The organism is Paenibacillus sp. 01L418, from assembly GCF_056400045.1.
The window spans coordinates 1-19,202 of record NZ_JBFTSN010000041.1 but is presented as its reverse complement, the minus strand read 5'-3'; the positions used below and the strand labels follow the sequence as shown (position 1 = coordinate 19,202).

Sequence of the window (19,202 nt, the reverse complement as noted above, 5' to 3'; positions counted from 1 at the left end):
ACAATGTTAAATCAAAAAGAGGGTTTGGTCTGCAGTTGCTGAAGTTATAAATCGGAGATTAGGATGAATGAAGAAACAATTTAAAAATTGTTAAATGGAACAAAAGAAATGAAGTTTAAGCGCAGCGACCAAAATATATGAATGGCGCGTAACCTTGGATTTGTTATACGTCTATAAGAAGAGAAAATTCGACTAACTCCGTATATATTTACATTTACATAGCCAAATTCCTCTTATACGATTAAAGGAATTCGTATAAAGTCAATTCCTCTATTTTAAATTCAATCTACAGCTAAGAGAATACTTCATAGACCACATGTCCTGCTTCAACAATTTCGACCCAAGCATTATGATTGCGCTTTCAAATATTCCTGTTAACATCTTAGATCGTTGTTGTAAACATGCAAAGTACCTTAGATAACAAGGCGGGGATCTTATGTACAAGTTGTTAATTGTCGACGATGAGGCGCTGGTTCGAGAAGCGATAGAAGATCAAATGGATTGGGAAAGGCTAGGTTTTGAATGCATAGGCAGCTGCGAGGACGGCAAGGAAGCGCTTGATTTCATTAACCGTCATACGCCGGATGTCGTGTTGACCGATATTGGAATGCCGTTCATGAACGGCATTGAGCTGACGCGCGAGCTTTCGGCCAGTTTTCCGAAAGTGAAGGTCATTATTTTTACAGGCTACGATGATTTCGATTTTGCCCAGCAGGCTTTGAAATTGCAAGCGGTCGACTATATTTTAAAACCGGTTACGGCAGCGGAACTTGAGCAGGTCATTTGTAAGCTTCGTTCTGAGCTTGACAGCGAAAGAAATCAAATGCAAGATTTCGAGCAGCTGAAGCGTCAATTGAGGGAGAGCCAGCCTTTGTTGAAAGAGCGTTTTTTGGAACGATTTGCTACTTCGCCAATGACAGAAAAACAAAAGAATGAGAACTTCAGTTATTTTGATATTGAGTGGGACGGCTCCTCCGTGATCGAGCTGGCCATAGAAGTAGACGAGTTCGTATGGAGCCAGCCTAAGACGTTGTCCGACGAGGAACTTATTCGTTTTGCTGTTTATAACATTGCCCAGGAAATTATAGCTGACCGTTCCGGGACACTTATTTTTAGAGATCGGGAAAACCGTGTGCATGTCATCATTTCTAGTCATCAGAGGGATGAACTGCATGATCTATCGACGCAGGTGGCTGAAGAAATTCACAGTACGATAACCGATTATTTGCCTGTTAAGCTTTCTATAGGCATCGGACATGTATGCAGCTTAACGGACAAAGTGCAGCGTTTAAACCAATCTGCTTTGTCAGCGCTAGATTATCGTTTTGTCATTGGTACCAATCAAATTATATGCATATGGGATATGGAGCAGCGTAAGCGGCCGGAGTTGTTGTCGCTCATTGATTGGGAAAGTGAACTGGTCACGAAACTGAAAACCGGATCACCGGAAGAGATGGAGGAATGGATTGGGCAAATCTTCATCATGTTCCGCGAACATGCATTTCCATTCGATATTTGCCACATGTATCTGCAACGGATTGTATTGACGATTATGCACACGCTCTATGCCATGGGCATTGACAGTGCACAAGTGTTCGGAGCAAACCAAGCTCCAATGAATGAAATGACGAAGTTTGCGTCGATGGGTGAAGTTGAAGTGTGGCTGAAGGAGCAATGCGCGAAAGTTGTCGGATCAATCAAAAGCATGCGGGAGCATCAATGTGTGTTCCAAGTCGCGAAGGCGATAGAGTACATCAAGCTGCATTATATGGACCCGAAGCTATCATTAAAGTCGGTGTGTTATCACGTATCGATGAGCTCAAGTTACTTCAGCACCATATTCAAGCAAACCAACGGTAAAACGTTCGTGGAATTTGTAACCTATCTGCGTATTGAGAAAGCGAAGGAATTATTAATTGTGTCAGCTTTAAAGAGCTACGAGATCGCATATGCCGTTGGATACAGCGATCCTCATTATTTTAGCGGCGCATTTAAGAAGCATACGGGAGAAACCCCAACAGATTATCGCCATAAAAAAATAAAAGGGTTAGTGTGATACGAGTGAGAATGTTTTCGCGATTGCCTAGTATTCAGACGAATATGGTGCTTGCCTCGGTCGCGCTCATCATTATGACAAGCATTATGATGAGCGTTACTTCCTTTTACTTAACTAAGGATTCCGTCAATTCCACAGCGCAGACGTACACTACGGAGCTGGTGAAACAGGTAAACAACAATATTAAATCCTACATTAACGGCATGAAGTATATGTCTGATCTTGTGGCTGGCAATTATGCGGTTCAAGCTTATTTATCCTCAGCTTCTTTTAATAGCTTAAAGGAAGAGAAGGATTATAAGGAAGCGATCTCCGAAATGCTAGGTGCGATGCTGGTATCCCGAACGGATATTAGCTCAGCGAATATTTTCGGTTATGGCGGACAGTTCGTGTCCGGCCGCAAAGAGCTCGAGTTAAATCCAAACGTCGATATTACAAGTATGAATTGGTATAGGAACGCTAAAAGCATGGGCGGGCAAAGCGTTATTTCCTCTTCTCACGTGCAGCCTATTTTTAAAGACATGTATCCTTGGGTCGTATCATTGAGCCGGGAACTGGTCAGCAAGGACGGCAACAAGAAGCTGGGCGTTTTTTTGGTCGATTTGAATTTCAGCGTTATGAATGACATGTTCAAGGATATTCGACTAGGCCAAAGAGGATATTTATTCATCATCGATTCGGATGGGAAAATCGTCTATCATCCCCAGCAGCAATTGATTTATAGTAATTTGAAAACAGAGATGATCGATAAAGTGCTGGAAGTCAGAAACGGAACGTTCATAAGCAACCAAGGCAGCGAAAGCCGAATGTACACGGTTCAGGATTCTGAGTTTGGCTGGAAAATTGTCGGTGTCTCCTATGTAAGCGAATTAGCTGAAAATCAAAATAATGTGCTGCTGTCTATTATTGTTTTGGGAATCATCTGTATTATTATCGGAATTATTATTTCATTATTCTTGTCTCAAAGAGTCAGCCAACCAATCAAACGATTGCAGGGCTATATGAAGGAAGTAGAAAAGGGGAATTTCGATATCCATGTCCCGGGTCACAAAACGGTAGAAATCCAGAGGCTTGCAAGAGCTTTTAATATGATGGTCGGGAAAATTAAAGAGCTGATGCAGCAAACGGTACTTGATCAGGAACTAAAACGCAAGAGTGAGATTAGCGCCCTTCAAGCCCAAATCAATCCTCATTTTCTTTATAACACCCTTGATTCCATTGTGTGGATGGCCGAGAGCAATAAGTCTAGGGAAGTTGTGTTGATGACTTCGGCGCTTGCCAAGCTTTTCCGCTCATCGATCAGCAAGGGCGAGGAGCTGGTTTCGATTAAAACTGAAATTGAGCATATTACGAATTATCTAATGATCCAAAAAATGCGGTATAAAAATAAGCTGGATTATCATATTGAAATATCCGAATCGATTCAGGAATATCGGGTCATCAAAATCATTATGCAGCCGCTTATTGAAAATGCGATCTATCATGGCATTAAGATGAAGCAGGGACCTGGTTTCATCCGGGTTGCTTGCGAAGAAACGGACTCGGACATTATTCTGATTGTTGAAGATAACGGGAATGGGATGGATGAAGAGAAATTGAAGTCGCTTCATCTTCCAGCTTCCGTTACGGAAGGCGGAAGAGGAGTCGGCGTACAAAATGTTCAGGAACGGCTTAAGCTTTATTACGGGGCGCAATACGGATTAACCTACCAGAGCGTGCTAGGAGAGGGAACAACCGTATATATTCGTATTCCTAAATTACGCCAAGTTTTGGAGGACGAGAGACATGGCAGGAAGTCATAAGTGGGTAACAACCGCCGTTGCACTCCTTCTCATCGCAGTGGCCGTTTTTGTATATGGGCATAATGGATCATCTGCGAAAAAGAAGATAGAGGTTACGGTCATCTTGAAAACAATCGATACATCGGTAGAATTCTGGCAGGTATTAATCGACGGAGTGCATGAAGCTGCCCAAGAGTTCAATGTAAACGTTCAGGTATGGGGGACAAAGTCGGAAACGGACGTTGATGAACAAATTGCTCTTGTGGAGAAGGCAATATTAAATAAGCCAGATGCAATCGTATTGGCCGCGACCGACTACGAGAGACTCGTACCCGTCGCAGAGAAAATAAAAAAGAGCGGAATTAAGCTTATTATCGTCGATTCGGGAATCAAGTCCGATGCTGCCGACAGCATCGTAACGACGGACAACGTCAGCGCTGGCAGAGAAGCGGGCGAAGCGATGAAAAGCTTGATCAAAGATAAGGCTAAAATAGCGATTATCAGCTATGTCAAAAGCGCTGCTTCTCATATCGACAGGGAAAAGGGCGTTCATGAAGTATTAGAGAATTATCCCGGAATCGAAATGCTAGGTACGTACAATGGCGAGGGTTCCGAGCAAAATTCCTATTTGCTGGCTATGGAAATGCTGCAGCAGCATAACGATGTGTTCGGAATTATCGGTCTCAACGAGCCGACTACGGTTGGAGCGGGAAGAGCCATTCAGGAGCTGGGATTAAAGGGGAAAGTGCAGCTGATTGGATTCGATAGTTCTTTCAACGAGATTAAGCTTTTGGATGAAGGCGTCATGAATGCTACGGTGCTTCAAAGGCCTTTTCAAATGGGCTATCTCAGCATCAAAACAGCCATGGAGGTTGTTAAGGGCAAGAAGGCTGCGAAGCTTATCGATACGGGCTCACTGCTTATAACGAAACAAAATATGTATGAAGAGGAGAATCAGAAGCTGTTGTTTCCGTTTTTTGGAAATGAATAGATGAACGAGATTGAGAATAATGGCAGAGTGGCAGAGTAGGCGAAAGCCTGCTCTGTCTTTTTGTTGTTAACGACTAAATAGGTTGAACTAGTAGTTTAAGCGAAGCGAGAAGATCGTTCTGGAGAAACGAAGTGTTCGCCTTTGCGGCCGGATTCTAACCTTTAAATGTCTAATCAAATCCAAGAATCTGGCTGCAACCGCGATCGTAAGAATGATCTGCTCGCGTAGCGACCAAAACAAATTGTTTAGTTTCCTCTAATGAATTGAATCCCCAAAATTATTCGACTCTTACAAGAAGAAATCACATGTAAGTGACGGAATGAACCGTGTAAAGTTATCGGTAACAACATGAATATGGAGAGGGGAGATGAAGCGATGAGTGAAAGCCTTGTACAGATGGAAGGAATCGTGAAAAGCTTTGCCGGGGTTCATGCCTTAAAGGATTGTAAGTTTGACCTGCGGCCTGGCGAGGTACACGCACTTGTTGGAGAGAACGGCGCCGGGAAATCGACCATGATGAAGGTGTTGACAGGCGTGTATCAGTTGGACGAGGGACGCATTCTCTATCAGGGCGAAGAAGTACGTATTCCGGATACAAGAGCCGCTCAAAAAAAGGGAATCAGCATGATTCATCAGGAGATGAATCTCGCAGCCGATCTAACCGTCGCGCAAAACATTTTTATCGGCAAAGAGCCGCGGAAAGCGATCAAACTGTTTCTGGACGAGAAAGAGATGAATCGACAAACCTCCATTTTACTCAGACAAATGAATCTGGATATCGATCCTACCACGCTTGTATCGAAGCTGACGGTCGCCAAGCAGCAAATGGTTGAAATCATTAAAGCCATTTCCTACGACTCTCAAGTGCTAATCATGGACGAACCGACAGCGGCGCTTAGTGATGCGGAAATTGAGGAATTGTTTAAGATTATCGTCCAGCTGCGAGCTAAAGGGGTAGGCATTGTGTACATCTCTCACCGTATGGCGGAGCTGAAACGAATTACTGATCGCATCACGGTTATGCGAGACGGAAGCTACATTGATACGGTTGCGACCGCTGATACCAGCATCGATAAAATTATTTCGATGATGGTGGGCCGAGAGCTCTATCAATCGGATAAGACGAACCGGTTAAAGGACGAAACGAGCGAAAGCATGCTTGAGGTACGTAATCTAAACCGTAGAAATGTTCTTCACAACGTGAGCTTCACGCTGCGGAAGGGCGAAATACTTGGCGTAGCCGGATTAGTCGGCGCAGGAAGAACGGAGGTTGCCCGGGCAATCTTCGGTGCTGATCCCCTCGATTCCGGTGAGATCCACGTGCATGGCCGCAAGGTACGGATTAACGGACCCCATCAGGCCGTGAAGCATGGCATTGGGTATTTGAGCGAGGATAGAAAGCACTTTGGTTGCCTGCTGGAAATGGATGTTTCAACGAATGCCACATTGGCAACGACTGGCCGTTTCACAAGCGCGGGTTTTTGGATGAACGAAAAACGCATGAACGAGGTTTCGACTCAAATTGTTGAGGAGCTTAAGGTAAAAACGCCAAGCATAAAGCAAAATCTGAAATTTCTATCCGGCGGAAACCAGCAGAAGGTCATTATTGGGAAGTGGTTAACGAGGGACTGCGACATCCTGATCTTCGATGAGCCGACTCGGGGGATCRATATCGGAGCCAAAAGCGAGATTTATAAGCTTCTTGAGAACTTGGCGGCTGCAGGCAAATCGATCATTATGATCAGCTCGGAACTGCCGGAAATTTTAAGGCTTAGTCATCGTATCATCGTGATGTGCGAAGGAAGAATTACCGGGGAGCTTATGAATGACCATCTTGCGACCCAAGAGCAGATCATGACTTATGCAACAGATCGAATCGGATAAGGTCGGGAGGGAAAGGAAGAGAAGCATGAATAAAACAACAGTGGTTGAGCAGAAATCGCATTTTGCGATTAAGTCAGGCCTACAGCAGCTCTTAGTATTTGGAAGTTTGATTTTGCTCGTCATCTTTTTTTCTATCGCATCGGATAATTTCTTTCATTTCTCCAATATCATTGGCATTTTGCTCTCCACCGCGGTTATCGGCGTACTGGCGTTAGGCTCGACGTTCGTCATTATTACGGGCGGCATTGATCTTTCGGTTGGCACAGTCATGACGCTGTCCGCAGTCATGACTGGCGTCTTCATTACGATCTGGGGGCTGCCCATTCCGATCGGTATTATCGGCGGTTTGCTGACTGGGGCATTATGCGGATTTTTATCGGGCTTTACGATTGCTAGACTGGGAATTCCGCCATTTATAGCCACGCTCGCGATGATGATGATTGCCAAAGGGTTAGCTTTGGTTATCTCTGGAGCCAAGCCGATCTATTTTACCGACAATGAAGTTTTTATGGAAATATCATTAGGGTCGGTATTAGGTGACCTTATTCCAGGCTTTGATATTCCGAACGCTGTCCTTATTTTTTTCATCGTAGCCATCCTCGGGAGCATCTTATTGTCCCGAACGATTGTTGGCCGTTACAACTTCGCAATCGGCAGCAATGAAGAGGCGACGCGTCTATCCGGCATTAATGTGCGAAATTGGAAAATCGTGATTTACACGATAACAGGCGTGTTTACAGGAATTGCCGGCATTCTGATGGCATCAAGGTTGAACACAGCGCATCCTTCTCTCGGYGCGGGTTACGAGCTGGAAGCGATAGCAGCGGTAATCATCGGCGGCACCTCACTAAGCGGCGGCAAGGGAACGATCTTGGGAACCGTAATCGGCGCACTCATTATGAGCGTTTTGACGAACGGTTTACGCATCATGTCGGTTCCTCAGGAGTGGCAGACGGTCGTGGTTGGTTTTGTTATATTACTCGCGGTATATGCGGATATTTTGCGTCGTCGCAAGGCTTAACAGCGATATAGTCTCCTTGGGAGATTATATATAAATGCAAATATAATTCATGATGAAGGGGATATGAACATGAGAAAAGTATGGATGATGGCGGCTTTGGTACTCGTAGTATTCATTAGCGCTTGCAGCTCGAACGGAGGCAGCAATTCACCTTCGAATGCACCAGAGTCAACTAAAAAACCGAGCTCTGAAGCGCCTGCTAACACGGAAAAAATGTATGTACCGGTTATTTCCAAGGGATTCCAGCATCAATTCTGGCAAGCGGTTAAGATCGGCGCAGAGAAGGCTGCAGCCGAGCTGAATGTGGATATTACTTTCGAAGGCCCAGAATCTGAATCTCAAGTAGACAAACAGCTTGAAATGCTGCAAGTCGCATTGGATAAAAAACCTAGCGCAATCGGTTTCGCAGCGCTGGACAGCCAAGCTTCAATCCCGCTGCTCAAGAAAGCTAAAGACGCCGGCATTCCTGTTATCGCATTCGACTCCGGCGTGGACAGTGACATTCCGCTTAGTACAGTAGCAACGGATAATGCGGTTGCCGCTGGTGTTGCAGCAGATAAAATGGCGGAATTAATCGGTGGCGAGGGCGAGATTGCGATTATTGCCCATGACCAAACGAGCCGTACGGGCATCGATCGTCGTGATGGCTTCAAGAAACGTATCGAGGAAAAATACCCGAATATTAAAATCGTAGATATTCAGTATGGCGGGGGAGATCATCTCAAATCGACCGATGCGGCAAAAGCGATTATGCAAGCGTACCCAAAACTCAAGGGCTTCTTCGGTACCAATGAAGGCTCCGCTATTGGTGTTATTAATGCAGTAATGGAAGCCAAAGCGGTCGGTAAAGTAACGGTTATCGGTTATGATTCCGGTAAAGCACAAATTGATGCGATCAAGAATGGCACGATGGCTGGCGCTATCTCCCAAAATCCGGTTGGTATCGGCTATGAAACGGTTAAAGCCGCAGTTGCGGCTGCCAAAGGCGAAACGGTTGAACCCGCTATCGACAGCGGTTTCGTATGGTACGATAAATCCAACATCGATAACGAAGAAGTTAAAGCCGTTCTTTACGAATAAATAGACAAGAGAATCGTACTAAGGCCATATTGGGGCTGTACATAAAGGAACTTCTCCTTTAGCTACAGTCCCGATCGACTTGTCCCATTAATTATATGGAAATTAAGGAKGAAGCTCTATGAGAAAAAGGCTTGTTAGCTCTACTCCCTTTTTATTCTTTCTAAGTTACCGTAGCCGCTCCTGATTTATGTAAAATGTAGCACTTCCTCTATCGTCATAGAAAATATGCGGCGAGAGAGTAGAAGAATTAAAATGAAGTCTATAAGAGATTGTATAAACGTTTGTTAAATCAGTAAATACGGAAGACTCCTGCTTAAAAAGCAAGAGTCTTCTTAACGTTGAGTCCATTATAAATTTTTTATATACTCTACTAATTCTGCCACAACCAAAACCTTTCTCCCTGACAGAGTATAATCCTTTCAAACCACGTTCTAAAATTGATTTTAAAAGAAAAGGTTTGTTGATCAATAAGCTCTCCGAAATCTCGCCAAAATAAATAATTATCACCATCAGTTCGTGAAGAATCGATTAATAAAAGATCACCTTGGTGACTTGCTATGGGTATCCAGTTGTCAAGCATGTAATCATAATGGTTCTGTAATATTTCATCAATACTGAATAATTCAAATCCACCATAGGTTCTTACAACATCGAACAATCGCGCACCATTTGAATATAATAAAAAATTTATATAATCTATCGGTAATGACCAATTTTTTAATTCACACATGCTTTCAATTTCATGCAACGAAGCTGGTGGATTAAAAGTACAAATTGTTTGATATGTTTCTCCACCAGTAGTTTGAATTGTTAATACATTATCATTAAATCTAGACATTAAAGCTTTGATTATAGTCTCATATTTACTCACAAATAACTCCTCCTTAATAGGCAGCAAACCACGGATTGACCGTTCCAGTATGAAAAGTTTTTACTAGTGGGATTAAATTCGAATATACATTAGTACCACCTAAATTTCTTGGTCTAATATGATGTATTTGATAATCATCCCAATTCCAATTTAGAACTCCACATTGTGTTTCATACCATTTGACATACGCATCCCTGCCACTCCAGGAAATTGAAGGAACTCTAGCCCAACTCGTTGTAGCTGGCTCTATCATCACTATACCAGAATGTTGATCAGTATATGGTGGATATACTACCCCATTTTTAGTGTAAAGCTGAGCTACATCGGTACCACCATTATGAACACTTACTAAAACCGTTCCGGAATAGATTTGTGCTGTAAAATCGCCTTTCCAATATTTTGTACTAGCTACTGTAGTAGGTTCAGATGCGTCTAGTACTTTTTTCATAGTTTCGCTTGATGTCGCTTCGGTAGAGTATGTGCCATTTCTGGAGGTAGAAGATTTAAGACGATTAGATATTGAAATAGAAGTTGGGGCTTTACCAATATAGCTTGAATATACTACTTTATGTGTGATTGTTTTATTTACCACACTAGAAGTGAGATATACATTAAATATTACTGCATTTGCCGGAGCTGCAGCAGCATTAAATGAATTTATGTTCCTATTTTTGTTTAAACTTTTCTCTTTTTCAATTAAATACTCTTCTAAAGTTAGAGATTTACCAGTCTTGTCATCATAAACAATAATATAAGTTTTATAAGAAGACGGTGATACACCAGCAGTAATTTCTTTTTTAGCTACTTCGTTTCTATATCCCGTCGTTAAATACTTCCTAACCTCTTTCAAAAATACATCATCTGGATTTTGCTCTATAGATTCAATAAGTTTTTTTTCTAGATTAAAATCCTCATATTTTATCTTCTCTGCTGATGATCTTTGATTAAAATCTATATGATGTAGCCACATCCTCGGGTCTGATTGGCATGGAGATGCAAGGAGCTATGACTATATTCGCTGTAACTCTTAAGCGGATATTGAAATTAATTGATTTAAATACAGGATAAGTAACATTATTTAGTACACAAAAAAGACATCCTTCTCCCAAAATATGAGAATGGATGTCTTTTTTTATGTTCTGCTAGGGACTGCCGAAAAAATGTGTGGGTTGTTCAGTGGCCTCAATAGATAGCGTATTTTTTTTCGAAATCACAAGAGAACATATGATGAAAATACCCACAGCAAAGCTGRCTTTTCGTGGGCAGCGCAATGATTGGGCTTATGCTTGCTTGGTCACGAATCCTTCGAGCTCCATCTGCCCGAATCATCTTGGGTGGTTTTAGGGCCTAAGCTTCAGCTTTGTGTCGTGCAGAAAGCCGGGAATCGGAGAAGGCAAGCTGAACGCTCTTCTCGTATTGCTGTAGCGGAACGTCCTCCGGATTCGCTGCATCTAGCGCTTCTTGGCGAATTTGCTGCGGAAGCCTGAGGGAGAGAGACCTTCTTTCTTGGAGAAGCAGGTGGAATAATGCGAGATATGATGGAAGCCAACTTCATCTGCGATCTGGGCAATAGATTTGGAGGTTTGCAGCAGCAGCCGTTTGGATTGTTCAAGCCGGTAATATTGAAGATAGGTTATTGGGGTCATTCCGTACATTTTCAGCATCACTTTAGCCAGATAATTGGGGTGATAGTTCAACTTCTTTTGCAGCACCGAGTTCGTGATATCGCTGGCATAGTTCTGGCGGATGAACAGTTCGATCCGCTCGGCGAGCTGAATCGCGGTGGCGTTCGCGGGGGAAGCGAGATCGCGATCCAAATGTTGCAAAAATAACTGGAAGGAAACTTGTCGCTTCCAGTTCCGAAGCGACTGCGGTTCATTCTCCTGCTGAAAGAAGGTGTCAAGCGCCTCCAACGCTTTCGTCGACAGCTTCATGTGCTTGGGAAGGAAGATGGAACAGACATCGGCGTGGTTGACATACGCTAACTTTTTGTGTTCCTCGATCAATTCCAGCTGGTTGCTCTGGCATTCGTTCATGTCGCGGCACATCTGCCAGCTGCCGAAGGTTTGAAAGTGAATCCAGATGATTTCCGTATCGGCTTTGCAGGGCGCATTGCCGTAATGATGAGCATTCGGGAGAAGGATGAGTCCTTCTCCCTCATTGACTTCCCAGCTATGGTCATTCTCGGCAATGGGGAGAACCCCTTTGCGGACGACAATCAGATCGAATACATTGATACAATTTCGGTCGATATGGGTATCTCCTACCTCGTAATAGGCATAACCGCAATCCACGAAATAGGGAATCGGTGGTGAGATAAAATGAAGAATCGTAGAGTCCACACTGTTTCCTCCTAAGATTGGAATCGTGAATATCAAGGTAGAAAATATTGTTATTTTTATAATACTTCATAGTTGTCTTTTAAATAAAGAGTTTCCTGTTGATCGTCTGGCATAAGCTCGATTTCCCGATATCGGGAAATCGGTGGCGTAAGAACGAAGGTTGAAAATATTAAAAATCAGGTTGGAAAATGTTGTTTTTTTTCAAGGTACTTCATGTCACAATTCTATTAAAGCGCTTTCCTGAATCATGTCATGTTGCAATGGAAAAACACGACGGTTTGGTCAGGCGTAGAAAGGCTAAACGTTTCATTCAAACGATTAGCATTTAACATCATTCAATTGATGAAGGGAGAACGGGGCAATGAAAGTAGGAAAAAGACTTGGGGTAGGTCTAATCTTGGCTGCACTGACATTCAGTGCAATAGGCTGTGGGAACAACGGTAACAAAGAGACAAATACAACACCATCGGCAGGAGAGGCTTCAAGTAAACCGGAGAATTCGCCTTCCAAAACGGAAAAGGTCAAGATTACGTATTCGATGTGGGGTAGCGAAGAAGAAGGGAAAACCGTCCAGGCGGCGGCAGACAAGTTTAATGCTTCCCAAGACAAAATCGAAGTAAAAGTGGAGGCAATTCCTTGGGAAAACTACATGACAAAGTTGAATACACAGGCAACGGCAGGCCAATTGCCGGATACGGGGATATTGAAGGAGGATGGCGTCATCCAGTGGTCCTCCGACGGCATGTTGAATGATGTGAGCTCCATGTACGATGGAAGCGACAGCAAGCCGCTCGATAGCTTGGCCTACAAATATCAAGGCAAAACCGTAGCCTATGCTGCTGCCAATGAAATCCTCCTCCTTTATTACAACAAAGACATGTTTGACAAAGCGAATGTGCCTTATCCACCATCCGCACTGGATCAAGCATGGACATGGGATGAATTCGTAGCTGCGGCCAAGAAGCTGACGGTTGACAAGAATGGCAAACATCCTGACGAGGATGGTTTTAAATCGCAAAGCATCGTTCAGTATGGCGCCTCTATTGAAAATCTACCGTGGCAGTTGGAAACCTGGGCGCTTAGCAATGGCGGCGGTTTCTATTCGAGTGACGGGAACGAAGTGAGAATCGGAGAAGATGCCAGCACGGAAGCGATTCAGAAAGTTGCTGATCTATACTTGAAAGATCATGTTGCCCCGTTGTCGGTTGGTCAGACCGATGATGGCATTCAGCGCACTATCATTGCAGGAACGGTTGCCATGGCCACAAACGGTGCGTGGAATGTAGGAACCAGCTTGAATACAGCCAAGGAGAAAGGTTTGAACTATGGCGTAGCCGTACTGCCTTATATGAAGGAAAAGGTTACTCTAAACACGGGCGGCGCCAATGTCGTATTCTCCCAGACCAAGCATCCGAAAGAAGCGATGGAATGGCTCAAATGGTACAATTCCGAAGAAAACAACTGGGGGCTCATCTCATCAGGCATTTGGATGCCAACGCTGCAAAAGTGGTATACGGATGAAACTCTCACCCATAAATGGGTCGACAATCCGAACTTCCCTCCGTATGACGAATACAAGTCTGCGGTAGTCGATTATGCGCAATCCGCCGCCGCTAGACCCGCATCGTGGTTCTATACAAATCATACGACGGACTTTAACACCTTGCTCGGATCGACTCTAGGGGATGTTTGGACCGGAAAGACGACCGCCAAGGAAGCCATAACCAAAAATCTCGATGCTTTGAATGCGGCTCATACAGGCAATAAATAACGGATAGGAGGAATGACCGCCAATATATTGCAAGTGGCGGTCTTCCTTCAAACATGAGGTGGGGAGCGAGATATGGAACCGATTAACAAACCGCTGAAGCGTCGTTCTCGCTTTTACTCAAGCGAGGCAAGAGTTGCTTATATATGCTTGATTCCGGCTTTCCTCGGACTGATCTTCCTGACCTACCTGCCTCTTCTGGGGGTGCTCGGAATCAGCATGACGAATTGGACAGGGTTAGCCAACCCCGAATTTGTTGGCCTCAATAATTATATCAAGCTGTTTACCACCGATCCGTACATTAAAGATTCGATTATCGCGACGGTCTACTTCGCCGTATTATCCGTAGCCGGAAGCATGATTTATTCGTTTTTCATCGCGATGTTGTTGAACCGTAAAATTCCGGCAAGAGGTTTTTTCAGAGCCGTATTTTATGTGCCGTTCGTTTTGCCGGCTGCTGCTATATACGTAGGTTGGTCCTGGCTTTACGAGGCGAATTTCGGTTTCTTCAACTTTCTCCTCTCCGAAATCGGGTTGAGCAAAATTCTCTTTATTGCGGATTCCAGATGGGTAGTTCCTTCGCTTTCCTTGATTGCGGTCTGGTTATCGGGGAACTTAATCGTTATTTTTTTGGCCGGGCTTCAGAACGTTCCGAGCGTCTATCATGAAGCGGCTGAGATGGATGGCGCAAGCGGATGGAAACGCTTCTGGCATATCACCTTGCCTTGCATGACGCCGATTATCTTTTACAACTTGTTGATGAGCYTGATCGCTAATCTCCAAGTCATTACGCCAGCTCTTTCTCTGACCAATGGCGGCCCGGGCAATTCTTCAAGGTTCATGACTTATCTGATGTACGATCAGGCTTTCGTCAATTACAGGCTGGGTTATGCCTGTGCGACGACCTTTGTAATTTTCGCCATCCTTGCCGCGTTTACCGGTGTTTTGTTCAAGACATCAAATCTGTGGATCTTTTCTGAAGGAGGCGATGGCAATTGAGTGAAGCAGCGTACGTCAGACTAAAGAGCAAGAAACGCAGTGAACGAACGATAAACGTGATTATGTTTGTAGTCGTTGTTTTATTTGCTTTAATCGTGCTCTTCCCGATCTGGTGGATTTTTCGTACGTCTCTGATGACCAATCCCGAGATCTACAAATATCCGCCATCCCTATTACCGGGAAATTGGTTGTTTTCCAATTATGAAGATACGCTGAAGGTATTTAAATTTTGGAAATATCTAGGCAATACGATGATAATCATCGTTCCTTCCTGTTTGGCGGGAACGTTTACGGCCACCTTGTGCGGATATGCCTTTGCGAGGCTGCGGTTTCGGGGGAAACAGTTGATCTGGACCCTATGTGTCGGTTCAATGCTTTTGCCTACCATGGTTACGCTCATTCCGCTGTACATTGGATGGACGCGGGGTTTGGGGGTACATGACAGCTATCTGCCATTGATTTTGCCATATTTTTGCGGAGGCGGCGCGTTTAATATCTTTTTAATTAGACAGTTTATTCTCTCCATACCGAGAGAACTCGACCAAGCGGCAACGATTGACGGAGCCGGATACTTCCGCATCTTGTTCAATATTATTATTCCAGCGATCAAGCCCGCCATGATCGTCGTCGCATTGTTTATTTTCATCGGCTTGTGGAACGATTTGCTCCAACAGATGATTTACATTAATTCGAGCGATAAATTCACGATAGCGTTGGGGCTTACCAATTTCAGAGGTCAATTAAAGCAAGATTGGTCGATGACGATGGCCGCCACGTGCTTATCCTTTGCTCCAGGAGTCATTTTCTACCTGATTGGTCAAAAGTATTTTGTAGAGGGAATCACGATGACCGGATTGAAAAATTAGTTCGGATCATTGTCGCTTTGTCCCATTGAAAGGAGAATTATCGATATGAATGTTAGGCTTAATGACCAATTTTGGCAGCCCAGGGTTCGGCAAACTATCCAGGAAACGATTCCCTATCAATGGAAGGCGCTGAACGATGAAATCGAAGGCGCGGAACCGAGTCACGCCGTAGAAAACTTCCGCATCTCGGCAGGAGAACAGACAGGAACTTTCTACGGAATGGTTTTTCAGGACAGTGATGTAGCCAAATGGATCGAAGCTGCCGCGTACAGCCTGCGGCACTTTCCGAATCCGCAGCTCGAAGCCGTCATCGATGCGGTTGTTGATCTGATGGGACGTGCCCAGCAGTCAGACGGCTATTTGAACACTTATTTTTCAGTCGCTGCACCGGAACAGCGCTGGAAGGATTTTTCATTCGGGCATGAGCTTTATTGCGCGGGCCATCTGATCGAGGCCGCGGTGGCTTATTACGAGTCCACGGGCAAGCGGGCTTTTGTGGATATGATGTGCCGTTACGCCGATTATATAGACCGGATTATGGGTCCGGATTCGGATAAAATGCAGGTGTACTGCGGTCATGAGGAGATTGAGCTCGCGCTCGTAAAGCTGTTCAAGGCAACGAAAGAACAAAGGTATTTACATTTGAGCCGATACTTCGTTGAGGAGCGTGGAAAGCAGCCGAGTTTCCTGAAGGAGGAGCCCGAGTTCGGCGGACCTTCCAAGGATCGCTGGTTCGATCTGGATTACCATCAGGCTCACGCCCCCATAAGAGAGCAGGAAACGGCAGAAGGACATTCTGTGCGTGCCATGTATTTGTATTCGGCTATGGCGGATCTCGCGATTGCATACGGAGACGCAACGCTGACCGAAGCGCTTCGCAAACTATGGGTTCATATGACTTCCAAGCGGATGTATATAACGGGAGGGCTCGGCTCGCAAGGTCATGCCGAACGCTTTACGATTGATTACGATCTGCCTAACGACACGGCATACACCGAAACATGCGCATCCATCGGACTTGCCATGTGGGCATTTAGAATGCTCCAGATTGAAACGGACAGCCGATACGGGGATGTGATGGAACGGGTTCTATTCAACGGGGTGCTGAGCGGGATGTCGCTAGATGGCAAACGTTATTTTTACGTCAACCCATTGGAGGTTCATCCTGCTGTAACTCAATACCGTTACGATATGCAGCACGTCAAAACCGAGCGCGTACCATGGTTCGGCTGCGCTTGTTGTCCACCTAATATTGCGCGGCTGCTAACGTCTTTGGATACTTATTTCTTTACGCAAAAAGGCAAAGACATCGCTATGCATCTTTATGCTTCCAATGAGAGTACATTCGATGTTCAAGGAAGAAAGATGATATTGCATACGGAAACACATTATCCATGGGACGGAAATATCCAGATCCGACTGCAAACGGATGAGCCGATCGATTGCACGCTATCTTTCCGGATCCCTTCATGGTGTAGGGACCCTTACATCAAGGTAAACGGGAACTTGCAAGCGCTGGATACGATCGTCAAGAGCGGATATGCGCGTATCAGCAGAACATGGATGGAAAACGACGAGATCAAGCTGTATTTCCCGATGATCGTCGAGCGCATTGAGTCGAACCCCAGAGTGCACGAGAATGCTGGCAAAATCGCTTTGCAATTCGGTCCACTCGTTTATTGTATGGAGGAAGTTGACAACGGCCCGGACCTTACGGATATCTGTTTTCCCGAAGAGTCTGAATTAACGGCGGTATATAAGGAAGACGTTCTAGGCGGTATTGTCGTGTTAACCGGAGAGGGGCTGCGTTCAGATTTTTGTTGGGAAGATGACCTGTACAGGCCGGTCATGCGAAAGAAGAAGAGCGTCCCAATCTTGGCTGTGCCATACGCATTTTGGGGTAATCGGAACCCAGGCGAAATGACGGTTTGGATTCGCGAAAAATAAAAAAAGTCGAACGAATGCTTTTTGGATTAAGACACTGCGCTAGAACCGATGACCTCTTACATTCTCATAAATATTGTGAATCCGAAATGAGACTTCTGCTATGCAGAAGTCTTTTTTTGTAGGATAAAAGTGATCTGCTTGAGTTTCGGGGTGTGTAATATCCCTATAATTTCGACAGCTCGGAAGTAGTGGAAGTTGGATGATCGACAGAAGGTTTTCAATATGGTAACCTGCAATCATGACAAACTCGACTGGAAAGCCGGATGATTAGCGTGTCCGATTCTCATATGGATTATTTCTGAACAATATGGTTTCTATGAACTGCTCATTTAAAGAGAAGGGACGGCAATGAATGAAAAGTATTTTTGATCGAAACCATACGAACGAGATTTTAGCACGTATCGATAAGTTAGAGGGTCATTCAGAACCACATTGGGGGCAGATGAATGCTGCTCAAATGCTGGCTCACTGCTCCGCATTCCAGGACATTGCCTCGGGCGTTTCTTTTCCAAAGAGAGGATGGCTTGGGGTCGTGATTGGAGGCTTCGTGAAACCAATAATGTATAATGACAAAACATTGCCCCACAATATGTCAACGATCCCGACCATTAAATTTACAGATGAAAGAGAATTCGAGAAAGAAAGAGAATTATTGAAACAAAAAACCGACTTATTTCAGCGCAATGGACCGGAGAGGTGCACGACTCATCCCCACCCCTTTTTCGGCAAGCTTACCTCCGAGCAGTGGGGCATCGGTATTTATAAGCACTTGGACCATCATTTAAAGCAGTTTGGCGTTTAGTTTTCTCTGTGTGATGTTTGGGCTAGGGCATATTTCAAGAGGTCAACGGCTTGATCCCGCTAGTCTCCATTAAACCATAAATTCAAACCACTTCTGCTGAAGTGGTTTATTTATTTGTGACAATCGTTTTCTATTTATATATTTTTTTCATACAATTTCCCATAATTTTTTGGTAATTTGGCGATAATCATTTGTTAGACTAAGCACAGAAACATGAAGGAGATCACGCTATGTACACGATTTATCTTGTTGAGGATGATATGAACTTGAATCAAATTCTTGCTTATTACTTAAAACAGGAAGGCTGGCAGGTTAGCAGTTTTACGGACGGTGATGAAGCAAGGCGGTCTATTCAGCAAAAACCGGATATGTGATTCTTGACATATGAAGGTGTTATCCGAAAATACAGAATCAATGACCAACTTTCTAGATAGGTGCAGCCCATTCGGATTTTCAACGACCTTAATTGTTCTCTCGACGGCTTTCGAAGATAAAAGTTTGGTAGGAAACAATATGTGATAAGGCATGAAACGGAATACCTAGATAGTTTCACTACAGAAACGGCAGCGATGCCGTTTTTTATTTTGATCTTTGTGTGTATGATATTCCATTAGAAAATAATGAATAAAGCCTTTCGGAATAAACTCCAAAAGGCTTCATATCTAAATTCTATAGCTAGATTTTCATCATGTGTTGTCATCGTAGAAACCGAGGCAAGAATTCAACTACCTCCAATTATTTATTGCGAGCAGAAATTTGAATGCAGTATTGTCGTATGGAATCGGTTTGATATC

At 44.2% G+C, this 19,202-nt stretch carries 15 protein-coding genes; 12 read left to right on the top strand and 3 right to left on the bottom strand.

The window, feature by feature from the left end; translation table 11 throughout:
* Positions 1–436 precede the first annotated feature (436 nt).
* The 6 genes from AC1DSE_RS08510 to AC1DSE_RS08485 all read left to right on the top strand — a co-directional run bounded on the left by AC1DSE_RS08510 (position 437) and on the right by AC1DSE_RS08485 (position 8,813).
* On the top strand, positions 437–2,056 hold the full coding sequence (locus AC1DSE_RS08510; RefSeq protein WP_477527583.1) for a response regulator transcription factor: 1,620 nt from the start codon (positions 437–439) through the stop codon (positions 2,054–2,056).
* A 23-nt stretch (positions 2,057–2,079) separates the two neighbouring features.
* The gene (locus AC1DSE_RS08505; RefSeq protein WP_477527582.1) at positions 2,080–3,858 is read left to right on the top strand and encodes a sensor histidine kinase; all 1,779 of its coding nucleotides are present in this window, start codon (positions 2,080–2,082) and stop codon (positions 3,856–3,858) included.
* Positions 3,842–4,828 carry a substrate-binding domain-containing protein gene (locus AC1DSE_RS08500; protein ID WP_477512818.1) on the top strand — a complete coding sequence of 329 codons (987 nt, stop codon included), beginning with the start codon at positions 3,842–3,844 and terminating at the stop codon, positions 4,826–4,828. The genes AC1DSE_RS08505 and AC1DSE_RS08500 overlap by 17 nt, the downstream gene beginning before the upstream one ends.
* Positions 4,829–5,203: 375 nt before the next feature.
* Entirely contained in the window at positions 5,204–6,712 is a 1,509-nt protein-coding gene (locus tag AC1DSE_RS08495; protein WP_477527581.1) for a sugar ABC transporter ATP-binding protein, read from the top strand.
* A 25-nt stretch (positions 6,713–6,737) separates the two neighbouring features.
* Positions 6,738–7,733 (top strand): ABC transporter permease, encoded by a 996-nt coding sequence (locus tag AC1DSE_RS08490; protein WP_477512820.1) that lies wholly within the window; start codon positions 6,738–6,740, stop codon positions 7,731–7,733.
* Positions 7,734–7,796: 63 nt separating this feature from the next.
* Entirely contained in the window at positions 7,797–8,813 is a 1,017-nt protein-coding gene (locus tag AC1DSE_RS08485; protein ID WP_477512821.1) for a substrate-binding domain-containing protein, read from the top strand.
* Positions 8,814–9,183: 370 nt separating this feature from the next.
* Here AC1DSE_RS08485 and AC1DSE_RS08480 read toward each other — a convergent pair whose 3' ends face one another.
* The 3 genes from AC1DSE_RS08480 to AC1DSE_RS08470 form a co-directional block, all read right to left on the bottom strand.
* Positions 9,184–9,684 carry an SMI1/KNR4 family protein gene (locus AC1DSE_RS08480; protein WP_477512822.1) on the bottom strand — a complete coding sequence of 167 codons (501 nt, stop codon included), beginning with the start codon at positions 9,682–9,684 and terminating at the stop codon, positions 9,184–9,186.
* Between the two features lie 13 nt (positions 9,685–9,697).
* On the bottom strand, positions 9,698–10,654 hold the full coding sequence (locus AC1DSE_RS08475) for an HNH endonuclease signature motif containing protein (RefSeq protein ID WP_477512823.1): 957 nt from the start codon (positions 10,652–10,654) through the stop codon (positions 9,698–9,700).
* Positions 10,655–11,135: 481 nt separating this feature from the next.
* The gene (locus tag AC1DSE_RS08470) at positions 11,136–12,026 is read right to left on the bottom strand and encodes an AraC family transcriptional regulator (protein WP_477512824.1); all 891 of its coding nucleotides are present in this window, start codon (positions 12,024–12,026) and stop codon (positions 11,136–11,138) included.
* A gap of 361 nt (positions 12,027–12,387) precedes the next feature.
* Between AC1DSE_RS08470 and AC1DSE_RS08465 the strand changes: the two genes are divergently transcribed.
* The 6 genes from AC1DSE_RS08465 to AC1DSE_RS08440 all read left to right on the top strand — a co-directional run bounded on the left by AC1DSE_RS08465 (position 12,388) and on the right by AC1DSE_RS08440 (position 18,782).
* Positions 12,388–13,797 (top strand): ABC transporter substrate-binding protein, encoded by a 1,410-nt coding sequence (locus AC1DSE_RS08465; protein WP_477512825.1) that lies wholly within the window; start codon positions 12,388–12,390, stop codon positions 13,795–13,797.
* A 72-nt stretch (positions 13,798–13,869) separates the two neighbouring features.
* Positions 13,870–14,793: a carbohydrate ABC transporter permease gene (locus tag AC1DSE_RS08460; RefSeq protein ID WP_477512826.1), complete on the top strand. Its 924-nt coding sequence runs from the start codon at positions 13,870–13,872 to the stop codon at positions 14,791–14,793.
* Positions 14,790–15,659, top strand: coding sequence for a carbohydrate ABC transporter permease (locus AC1DSE_RS08455; protein WP_076270453.1), 870 nt, complete (start codon positions 14,790–14,792; stop codon positions 15,657–15,659). Before AC1DSE_RS08460 ends, AC1DSE_RS08455 begins: the two co-directional genes overlap by 4 nt.
* Positions 15,660–15,704: 45 nt before the next feature.
* A complete protein-coding gene (locus tag AC1DSE_RS08450) occupies positions 15,705–17,606 on the top strand; it encodes a glycoside hydrolase family 127 protein (protein ID WP_477512827.1) in 1,902 nt (633 codons plus the stop codon).
* 352 nt (positions 17,607–17,958) lie between these two features.
* Positions 17,959–18,408 (top strand): DUF1569 domain-containing protein, encoded by a 450-nt coding sequence (locus AC1DSE_RS08445; RefSeq protein ID WP_477512828.1) that lies wholly within the window; start codon positions 17,959–17,961, stop codon positions 18,406–18,408.
* Positions 18,409–18,638: 230 nt separating this feature from the next.
* Positions 18,639–18,782: a hypothetical protein gene (locus tag AC1DSE_RS08440; protein ID WP_477512829.1), complete on the top strand. Its 144-nt coding sequence runs from the start codon at positions 18,639–18,641 to the stop codon at positions 18,780–18,782.
* Positions 18,783–19,202 lie beyond the last annotated feature (420 nt).